This is a genomic window from Microcoleus sp. PH2017_12_PCY_D_A (assembly GCF_020738565.1).
Lineage (GTDB): Bacteria > Cyanobacteriota > Cyanobacteriia > Cyanobacteriales > Microcoleaceae > Microcoleus.
Map to the genome: position 1 here is coordinate 1 of NZ_JAEQCI010000158.1, position 10,364 is coordinate 10,364.

The window sequence follows — 10,364 nt, forward strand, 5'->3', positions numbered from 1 at the left end:
TGGATGTGCGCGGGGGATCTGTGCGCGGGGGTTCAGAAACCGGGTTTCTTCCTACAATCTTAGCTACGATGCTTAAATTATCGTAGAAACCCGGTTTCTGGCACCGCAGGGTGTGGAATCCGATAATTATTCGCGCGCAAAATGGCGGGTGCACCCTGATTCGTGCGGATGGTATAGTGATTTTTGGGACGAAAGGGCGATCGAGGTTATGAATGACGGCTGAAGAACTTTTAGAAATATACGCCAAAGGCGAACGTAAATTTAAGAGTGCAGAGTTAAGTGGGGTAGACCTTAAAGGCACTGACTTGAGCGGCATAAATCTAGACAATGCAAATCTTTCAGGTGCAGATTTGAGTGGAGCAATTCTAACAGGGGCGTATCTTCAGAGTACAAACCTCACTAAGGCATCGCTGATAGGTGCTAATTTAAGTCGCGCAATTGCTGGTTCAGCGAATCTCAACTGGGCTGATTTAAGTGGTGCAGATTTGAGTAGGGCAAACTTTAATAACGCTATTCTAAATTATGCTGACTTAGAGCGGGCAACTCTCATAGGAGCTAACTTTAATAACGCTAAATTAGCTCGTACCAATTTAGACGAAGCAAATCTGAGCCGTGCAAGTTTAGATAGTGCGGATATACGTTTAGCTTCTTTGTATAAAGCGAACCTAAGTAAAGCGAATTTGAATAAGGCTGATTTGACTCAGGCATACTTGCTGGAAGCTGACTTCACGATGGCAAATTTGACTGAGACAAATTTGACTGAGGTAAAACTTCAAAAAGCTAAATTCCTGAAAGCTCATCTGCAAGGCATTGATCTTTCAAAAATGAATTTGACTAATGTGAATCTAGAAAGAGCTAATCTGCGAGAAACAAATTTAAGTAGAGCAGATTTAAGTAGAGCAAGCTTGAAAAGGGCAGACTTAACTAACGCAATAACCTACGGCTGGAATATCGACAATGCAGACTTCACTGGTGCTATAATGCCAGATGGAGAAATCTACCAATCTGAAATCTCAGAACCAGAAATCGACTACAAACCGGAAACTTCTCAACAAGAATCTCAAAAAGTGACTTCTATGACGCGCAAAATTATTCGTACTGACAAAGCACCGGCACCCGTGGGCCCTTACAATCAAGCGATCGCCGCAACGGGCACTATGCTGTTTGTAGCCGGTCAAATTGCGATCGACACTAGACTAAACGATATCGTCTACACCGACGACGTGGCAAAGCAAACCGAACAAGTGATGGCAAATCTGGAAGCGATTCTCACGGAAGCCGGCGCTACTTGGTTGGATGTGGTAAAAACTACGGTTTTTCTCAAGAATATGAATGATTTTGCCGCTGTGAATGCGGTTTATGGGAAATATTTTGATGAGAAAACTGCACCGGCGCGGGCTTGTGTGGAAGTTGCTCGTTTGCCGAAGGATGTTTTGGTAGAGATTGATTGTATTGCGGTTATTTAAACTCGGGAAGCTGAATTTTCAAATAAGATTCGGCGGTTGAAACCGCGTCTATACAAACAATGTCTGGATGGTGCGCGGACTGAAGAAATAAAGATGGAACTCGACTGTTGAAACCGATCCTGGCGCGCATCTAATTTTCAAAATCTTTTTTCTTAAAACTCTTGTGGGGCGTTGCTTTGAGCATCGCCCAAAAAATTAAACCTAAATACAAAATAGCTTATCTGTCCAAATCTTAGCACCAATATCCTAAGAATCGAAGGGTAAAGTGCGCGACTGTCTTAACTCCCACAGCCGATCGCACAAAGTCGATCTGTCGCTGTCGCGCACTCTACACCCAAATCAACCGGAAACAACCGGATTGATTCTCAAGCAAGCAATTAGCAATTACCGTGCAAGCAATTACCAATTACCAACCCTAAACTATTTATTCAACGCTTCGCGGGCGGCTACCGCTTCATCGGGATGAATGTTCAAACGGGTCAAATTAATTCGACCTTTATTGTCAATTTCTCGCACTTTGACAATCACTTCATCGTTCACAGCTAACTCGTCTTCCACTTTCCCGACGCGGTAGTCGGCTAACTGAGAAATGTGAATCATTCCTTCTTTTCCGGGCAGAATTTCGACAAAAGCGCCGATCGGAATAATTCGAGTTACGCGGCCGACATACACGTCTCCAGCATTCAACTTGCGCGTCATGCCTAGGACAATATTGTACGCCCGCTGAGCTTTTTCGCTGTCGTTGCCGGCAATTGTCACGGTTCCGTCATCTTCGATGTCAATCTTGACACCGGTTTCTTCGGTGATGGCTTTGATGGTTTTGCCACCGGGCCCAATGACCAAACCGATAAATTCCGGATCGATTTTCAGTGTTAGCAAGCGCGGCGCAAACGGCGACATTTCCTTGCGGGGAGTGTCGATGGTTGCTAGCATTCTTTCTAAAATGTGCAGTCTCGCGGGTTTGGCTTGACGGATGGCATTTGCAATGACATCTAAGGGCAAACCTTTGATTTTCATGTCCATTTGCAAAGCAGTAATTCCGGTGTCGGTACCGGCTACTTTGAAGTCCATGTCGCCTAAAAAGTCTTCAATTGCCTGAATGTCAGTCAAAATTCGGACTTCATCGCCTTCTTTAATTAAGCCCATTGCCGCGCCGCTGACGGGTTGGGAAAGGGGAACGCCTGCATCCATTAATGCTAGCGTTGAGGCGCAAACTGAACCCATGGAGGTTGAACCGTCGGAAGAAAGGATTTCTGAGACTACGCGAATCACGTAGGGGAAATCTTCTTTTGATGGCAAAACTGGGACTAGAGCCCGTTCTGCAAGGGCTCCGTGACCGATTTCTCGGCGTCCGGGCGATCGCATCGGCTTAGTTTCTCCCACGGAAAATGGGGGGAAATTGTAGTGGTGCAGGTAGCGTTTGTCTTGCTGCGGGTGCAAGTCATCGGCTAAATCTTGGGCGTCGCCTGGAGTTCCCAAAGTAGCTGCTGACAAGACTTGGGTTAAGCCGCGATTGAACAGCGCACAGCCGTGTACTCTTGAAGGCAAGACGCCTACTCGACAAGAAACGGGTCGCACCTCGTCTAGCTTGCGGCCGTCTACGCGGACGCCATCTTCGATGATTTGCTTCCGCATCATTTTCTTGGTAACGTCTTTGAAAACGTTGCCGATCGCCTTGCTGTTGGCGGTAGCCGCTACTTTTATCGGATCGTCTTCGGCAAGTTCGGCGATCGCAGATTCGACTTCATTGGCTTTAACTTCGTCCAAAGCTGCATTCCGTACAGTTTTGTCTTTTTCAAATCTTGACAAAATGATGCGGATGGGTTCTTGGGCGCGATCGCGAATAAAGTTTTCCAGGGCCATATCTGGCGATGGCCGTTCCTCTACCACCAAGTCAATGCCCAATTCCGCCATAATTTCGCGCTGGGCTTGAATCAAGTCGCAGGTTGCTTCGTAGCCGAAGTCGATCGCCTCGATGATATCCTGTTCCGGCAACTGGTTGGCGCTGGCTTCCACCATGATTACTCCGTCTGGAGAACCGGCTACCACGAGATCCAACTCACCTTCTTTGATTTCGCTGTAGGTGGGGTTGATGATGAAATCGTCCCCTACCAAGCCGACTCGCACCGCCGCCATCGGCCCGTAAAACGGCATTTTCGCCAGCAGAATCGCTACGGAAGCGCCCGTTACCGCCAAAACGTCCGGCGGTACTTGTTCGTCCATCGAAACCGTTGTGGCTACAACTTGGATGTCATCTCGCAACCAGCTTGGAAATAGCGGGCGCAGCGGTCGATCGATCAAACGCCCAGTCAAAGTCACTTTTTCTGGGGGACGCCCTTCCCGGCGCAAAAATCCACCGGGAATTTTACCGCCAGCGTAGAGTCTCTCTTCGTAATCCACCAACAAAGGCAGGAAATCAATTCCCTCTCTCCCCTGCGATCGAGTCGCCGTCACTAAAACCGCCGTGTCACCCGACTGAATCAAAACTGCACCGCCTGCTTGAGGCGCCAGTAAACCAATCTTCAGTCTAATATCCCTTCCATCAAAGGATATCGACTTGTCTATCTCTACCATGTAGCACTGCTTCCTTATCTACCACATTCTTTCTCTGTCGGGATCGTAACATTACCACAGGATGTTTGAGAGTCGAAGGCCAAAAGACATAGATAATTAGCGGGCGATCGACTGTCAGCGCCTCGATTGTACGCATTTATACTCTTAGATTATTTTTAGGCTTGTGGGCGATCGCCCAATACCCGAAATAGATGGTAGGATCTTCCTTCGGGAATTGGAAATTGGGCCTTAGGCATTGAGCCTTGGGCATTGACATTTTGCACCATTGTTAGCAACAGGCAAGATGCCTGTTCCAGAAAGAGTAAATTTTCTTGTGGAACAGGCATCTTGCCTGTTCGCAAAAGACTGATTGAAATGCTGCAATATATCAGTAGAAAGTAAGTAACAAAGAACTAATAAAAAATGATTAATAACCTTGAATTAAGGATTCAATAAAATGGCAATATTACACGGCAGTTGGTTATTAGAAAAAACAAAAGCTGGTTTGTTTATTTGGGGGGAAGTTTGGCGTAAAATCGAGGCGATCGATACCGCTGAATCCATAAATATTCGGCATCCATTGGCAATGACTGAATCTGAACTCAAGACTTTTATAACTTCCTTGCAGCAGTCGGGGAAACTCAACTGGCAATTACCCGAAACCGCAGATATTCAGGAGAAAAGCAAGAAGACTAGACGATCCTCTTCGAGGGCTTTGCTAACGCCCAAAACGACCGTAGCAGCCCTTCCCACTGGGGATTTATCGATTCAGAGGCAAGTTCGGGCGATCGCGCTTCCCACCCAAATCTCCGCAGACAACGCAACTGTGATGCCGCAGCACTCAGCAGCAGCACTTGAAGAATCAACTAAAACCGAGGAAATTTATCTTTATCCTTGGCAAGTCGAAGGTTATTTACTCAACCCTCAAGCAGCTTTTGTTTTCTTGCAATCACTGCCGCTCAATAGCACAGAATTATACTCTTTTGTAGGTTCAGATTTGCATTTTTGGTCTCATATTGCTAGGTGGAGTTTGGATTTGTTGGCGAGGTGCAAATTTTTGCCAGCTTTGGAGACACAATCCGATGGTTCTGCTATTGCTAAGTGGCAACCTTTATTAGATAGTTCTACTGATATTCTCCGTCTCGCTACTTTTTCTAGGCAAATGCCGACGGCTTGTCGAATATATCAGAAGAAGGAAGAAGGTTCGGCAGCGGATTTTGTAACGGATGTAACGGATGTAATAAGAGAAGGTTTGCCAGGGAGTAAGGTACGAGATATTGCGGTGGATTTGCCGGTGGGGGCTCAGGATTTGGTATTGGGGTTTTTGAGCAGTGTGGTAGATTGTGAAGTGCGATCTGCTGCTGGCTCAACTTTAGATATCAAAACTGTTTCTCCAACCCGCGAATGGCTGCAAGCTTTGCAACAGGAATCGGGGATTGTGCAAGCAGAAACAGCAGCTTTAGAAAAGTTGGGAAACAAGCTGACTGCTTGGGCTGCACCGCTGCAAAATCAACTATCTCAACAAAATCAATTTTACACTTGCTTTCAACTAATCCCGCCTTCCCCCGGTAAAGTTAACTGGAGTCTTAATTATTGTTTGCAAGCAGTAGATGAAACCGATTTTTTGGTAGATGCAACAACTGTTTGGAACAACTCTGTCGAACGTTTGAATTATGCGGGGCGGACAATAGAGTTACCTCAAGAAACTTTGCTCAGCGGTTTGGGTTTAGCCTCGAAACTTTATCCGTTAATTGAACCGAGTTTGCAAGCCCAGCGGCCGCAATCTTGTCAACTAAATCCGCTCCAAGCTTACGAGTTTATTAAGTCTGTGGCTTGGCGGTTTGCTGATAGCGGGTTGGGTGTGGTTTTGCCACCGAGTTTGACAAAGGCTGATGGTTGGGCGAGTCGTTTGGGTTTGAGCATTAAGGCGGAAACTCCGAAGGCGAATCCGGCGAAAGGCGGGCTGGGTTTGCAAAGTCTGCTAAGTTTTAAGTGGGAATTGACGATCGGCGGACAGCGCATTTCTAAGGCAGAGTTTGACAGACTGGTAGCGCTGAATTCGCCTTTGGTTGAAATTAACGGCGAGTGGGTGGAGTTGCGCGCAACTGATGTCAGGGCGGCTCAAACTTTTTTTGCCAGTCGCAAAGAGCAAATGACTCTTTCTTTGGAAGATGCTTTGCGTTTGGCTTCTGGCGATTCTCAGACGATTGAAAAGTTGCCTGTGGTGAATTTTGAAGCAACTGGTCAACTTCAGGAATTGTTGAATACTTTAAGCGACAATCAGGCCGTAAGTGCGATCGCAACTCCAGCCACTTTCCGAGGACAATTGCGGCCTTATCAAGCGCTAGGGGCAGGCTGGTTAGCATTTTTAGAACGCTGGGGTTTAGGTGCTTGTCTCGCGGACGATATGGGCTGTGGAAAATGCGCTTTACCGCAGAGCTTGCTTTTTGTCAATGGTTTTTTACAAGAAGCTGAAAAAATCTGGGAAGCTTATTCTAACACAATAGAATTCGACGGTGAGGGCTTTTGGTCGGAACCTACCGAGCAATTAATTGTAAATTCCATCCATCGAGAAACTGGCAAGATTGTACAAGCAAATGTTCGACGACTTTATCGCCAGCAAGTCCAAGAAAAGTTGCGAACAATCAAACTGCAAGACGGTAGCAGCATCACTATTACCCGCCGTCACAAATTGTTAGGACGCGATGGCTGGACAAATGAGTTCAAAGTTGGAGATTATGTTTGTGTACCTGCAAAATTGTATTGGGAAGGAAAACCCGAAGATCCAGATTTAGTTAAGTTTATGGCTTGGCAGATTGCGGAGGGACATGAGCTGAAAAACGCAGCAAGGCTCACAATAACACAAAAAGATGCGACTGTTCTGGAAGATTTACGTGTTGCACTCCACCGAATCAGTAAAAAGTATGGGATAAAAATCAATAATCCTGCTATTCATAATCGCGATTATTCTAGAGCAGCAGATTTGATGGTATCCAGTCGAGAATACCAAAGCTTTCTACAATCCAAGGGCTATCAGTGGGGGAAACTGTCAGCCGAGAAAAGTTTCCCAAAATTCATCATGCAAGCAGATATTGATAGCATACGGATTTTTCTAAAAAATTACTTTGATGCTGAAGGTTCTGTCATTTCTAAAATGCGAACAGTCGAAATTAGTACCGCTTCACCTGTAATCATCCAACAACTTTCTACACTGCTGCGCCGTTTTGGAATTTGGCTGCGAATCAGCGCTAAACAGAAACGCGCTACTAATGGTAGCGGAATTTTTCGCACTTATTATATCGGCACTTTCGGCGGTAACTCAGCGCGGATATTTTTGCAAAAAATCGGCTTTGGCTATCCAGAGAAACAGCAAAAATTAGAGAAGATTTGCGAAGTTACTGCGAATACAAATGTCGAAGGAATTCCAGTTTCGGATCTGGTTGCTGATGCAGTAGAGATGACAAAACTGCCGCTGCGACATTTCGGGATGCACAATCCTGTTTATATTAACGGTTCCCAACAGTTTTCCCGCATCAGTCTCAAAAAGGTGATAGCAGGTATGGAAAATGTGCTGGCTGGTTCCGCAGAACAGGAGTACCGCCAGCTAAAGCCTTCTAAATGGACGAATCAGACGTTAGATGCCTATGCAAATCTCAATGTACCGCAGCTTGATACTGTCCGAGAAAATTTGCAACTTATACTCGATCGCGAAGTATTTTATTGTCGGATAGAGGAAATTGATGATTTTGATTACAGTGGCTGGGTTTATGACTTCGAGGTGAGCGAACATCACAATTTTGTTGCCAACAATATCTTGTGCCACAATACTATTCAACTTATTGCTTTTCTCCTGCATTTGCAAGAACAAGATGCCCTAAAAGCGCCGACATTACTGGTTTGTCCGACATCAGTGTTGGGGAATTGGGAACGCGAAGTCAAGAAGTTTGGCCCGACGTTAAAAGTGTTACTGCATTATGGAGATCAACGCGCTAAAGGCAAAGCCTTTGCGGCTGCAATTAAGGGCAAGGATTTAATAGTTACCAGTTATTCCCTGGTGTTTCGCGATGCAAAGGAAATTCAAAGCACTAAATGGCAGGGATTGGTTTTAGATGAAGCGCAAAATATTAAGAATTCCGAGGCTAAACAATCGCAAGCGGTGCGGCAAATTGAGGCATCTTTTAGAATTGCGCTGACGGGAACTCCGGTGGAAAATAGACTGCAAGAATTGTGGTCAATTTTGGAATTTCTGAATCCCGGCTATTTGGGCCCGCGCAATTTCTTTCAGCGCCGATTTGCAATTCCGATCGAGAAATATGGCGATCGCGAATCATTGCATACTTTGCGATCGCTCGTGCGGCCTTTCATCCTCCGCCGCCTGAAAACTGACAAGGAAATCATCCAAGATTTGCCGGAAAAACAGGAGATGACTGTATTTTGCGGGCTGGCGTCAGAACAGGCGGAATTATATCAAAAAGTAGTCGAAGAGTCAATTGCTAATTTAGAATCAGCCGAAGGCATTCAGCGCCGGGGCATGATTCTGGCTTTGCTGGTCAAACTCAAGCAACTGTGCAACCATCCGGCGCTTGTGAAAGCAGAAGCTAAGCCCAAAGAATTGAGCATTAACAGCCAAGAATCGGGAAAATTGCAGCGGTTGGTGGAAATGTTGGAAGAGGTTGTCGCCCAGGGCGATCGGGCTTTGATTTTTACTCAATTTGCGGAATGGGGGAAACTCCTGAAACCTCATCTAGAAAAGCATTTAGGGCGAGAAGTTTTGTTTTTGTACGGCGGCATTAAGCAGCAGCAGCGAGAAGAAATGATCGATCGCTTCCAACACGATCCGCAAGGCCCACCGATTATGATATTATCGTTGAAAGCGGGCGGTACTGGCTTAAATTTAACCAGAGCTACTCACGTTTTTCACTATGACAGGTGGTGGAATCCCGCAGTAGAAAATCAGGCAACTGACCGGGTATTTCGGATCGGTCAAACGAGAAATGTGCAAGTTCACAAGTTTGTCTGTACTGGCACATTAGAGGAGAAAATTCACGATATGATCGAAAGCAAAAAAGCTCTCGCCGAACAAGTAGTCAGTGCGGGCGAAAACTGGCTGACTGAACTCGATACAGACCAACTTCGCAATTTACTAATTCTCGATCGCAATGCTATTATAGAAACAGAAGAAGAATAATTTCCGTGGGTTCGTAGTGAGGACTTCAGTCCTTCTTTTTGCGGACTAAAGTCCTCACTACAAACCTTCTTATTTTTTTTGCGGACTAAAGTCCTCACTACGAACCAGGTTTTATTAATGTATTTAACGATCAAATGTATTTAACGATCGTGATTTATTCCATCCGTTAAATCCGTTACGCAATCCGTTGCCGAACTTCTTCCTATGATTGACAGAGAATGGTGGACACAACAGTGGTTTGATTTAATCAATACCTACCGCTTCAAAAAGCGTTTAGAACGCGGCTGGAAATACGCGCGGGAAGGTAAAGTTCTCAGCATTAAATTTCCCAACCAAGAAGTAATCGCCCTAGTTCAAGGAACCGATCCCAAACCCTATCAAGTTTCTTTGCAACTCGATACATTAACTGATGAAGATTGGGATTACGTGATTGAAAATATGTCGCAAAGAGCGGTTTTTTCAGCTAAACTCTTAGCTGGAGAAATGCCGCACAATATTGAAGATGTATTTGCAGCGGCGGGAAAAACCCTATTTCCGTTAAGTTTGTCAGATATTCGATCGCGCTGCACCTGTCCCGACCCAAAAAATCCTTGCAAGCACATCAGTGCAGTATACTACTTGTTGGGCGATCGCTTCGGCGAAGACCCCTTCGTACTGTTTCAACTGCGCGGGAGAACCAAAGAGCAAATTTTGACCGCCCTCCGCCAAAGACGGGGTACCCAAGCAGAGGAAAATTCCCAGCTAAACACCGATGACAATTCCCCCGCCGCGAATGCTAAAGTGCCAAAGGTCGATCGTTTTTGGGAATACAACCAGCAGTTAGAATCATCTTTAGTCGTGATTGTACCGCCGCCCAGCAGCGAAACAGTATTAGATATTTTAGGCCCCATTCCCCTCGCAACCGACGCCAAAGAAACAACTACCAAATCCTCCCCCGCATCTGACGCCATCAAGCAGCATTTTAGCAAAATCTACCAAACAGTTAGCCAGCAAGCCGTTTTAGCTGCACTGAAACGAAGCGAAGGAGACTAACAGATTATTCTTTCTTTCTCTTAATTATGCAAAGTCTAAGAAACCCGGTTTCTCATAAAATCTCTGCTGGGCGGCAAAACATTTCGAGAGAAACCGGGTTTCTGGGGATAATGCAAAGTCTAAGA

General features: G+C 45.7%; 6 protein-coding genes. 3 read left to right on the forward strand and 3 right to left on the reverse strand.

Annotation, left to right across the window (positions count from 1 at the left end; translation table 11 throughout):
* The first annotated feature begins 212 nt into the window (after positions 1 to 212).
* Positions 213 to 1,466, forward strand: coding sequence for a Rid family detoxifying hydrolase (locus JGK39_RS30135; RefSeq protein ID WP_293250977.1), 1,254 nt, complete (start codon positions 213 to 215; stop codon positions 1,464 to 1,466).
* 420 nt (positions 1,467 to 1,886) lie between these two features.
* On the opposite strand, the gene JGK39_RS30140 is transcribed toward JGK39_RS30135, so the two are convergent.
* Genes JGK39_RS30140 through JGK39_RS30150 form a run of 3 tightly spaced genes read right to left on the reverse strand, consistent with a single transcriptional unit; the run spans position 1,887 to position 4,366 of the window.
* Positions 1,887 to 4,040 (reverse strand): polyribonucleotide nucleotidyltransferase, encoded by a 2,154-nt coding sequence (locus tag JGK39_RS30140; protein WP_293250974.1) that lies wholly within the window; start codon positions 4,038 to 4,040, stop codon positions 1,887 to 1,889.
* Complete coding sequence (locus tag JGK39_RS30145; RefSeq protein WP_293250970.1) at positions 4,009 to 4,176, reverse strand: hypothetical protein; 168 nt, start codon at positions 4,174 to 4,176, stop codon at positions 4,009 to 4,011. The genes JGK39_RS30140 and JGK39_RS30145 overlap by 32 nt, the downstream gene beginning before the upstream one ends.
* 19 nt (positions 4,177 to 4,195) lie before the next feature.
* Complete coding sequence (locus tag JGK39_RS30150; protein WP_293250967.1) at positions 4,196 to 4,366, reverse strand: hypothetical protein; 171 nt, start codon at positions 4,364 to 4,366, stop codon at positions 4,196 to 4,198.
* A gap of 110 nt (positions 4,367 to 4,476) precedes the next feature.
* Here JGK39_RS30150 and JGK39_RS33770 point away from each other — a divergent pair, with 110 nt between their 5' ends.
* A complete protein-coding gene (locus JGK39_RS33770; RefSeq protein ID WP_366049418.1) occupies positions 4,477 to 9,207 on the forward strand; it encodes an SNF2-related protein in 4,731 nt (1,576 codons plus the stop codon).
* 204 nt (positions 9,208 to 9,411) lie between these two features.
* The gene (locus JGK39_RS30165; RefSeq protein WP_293250964.1) at positions 9,412 to 10,239 is read left to right on the forward strand and encodes an SWIM zinc finger family protein; all 828 of its coding nucleotides are present in this window, start codon (positions 9,412 to 9,414) and stop codon (positions 10,237 to 10,239) included.
* Positions 10,240 to 10,364: the final 125 nt, after the last annotated feature.

Bases quoted from the DNA above. Each gene is read 5' to 3' on its own strand.
- JGK39_RS30150 (WP_293250967.1), bottom strand. From the start codon at position 4,366: ATGCCTGTTCCACAAGAAAATTTACTCTTTCTGGAACAGGCATCTTGC.
- JGK39_RS30140 (WP_293250974.1), bottom strand. From the start codon at position 4,040: ATGGTAGAGATAGACAAGTCGATATCCTTTGATGGAAGGGATATTAGA.
- JGK39_RS33770 (WP_366049418.1), top strand. From the start codon at position 4,477: ATGGCAATATTACACGGCAGTTGGTTATTAGAAAAAACAAAAGCTGGT.
- JGK39_RS30145 (WP_293250970.1), bottom strand. From the start codon at position 4,176: ATGCGTACAATCGAGGCGCTGACAGTCGATCGCCCGCTAATTATCTAT.
- JGK39_RS30165 (WP_293250964.1), top strand. From the start codon at position 9,412: ATGATTGACAGAGAATGGTGGACACAACAGTGGTTTGATTTAATCAAT.
- JGK39_RS30135 (WP_293250977.1), top strand. From the start codon at position 213: ATGACGGCTGAAGAACTTTTAGAAATATACGCCAAAGGCGAACGTAAA.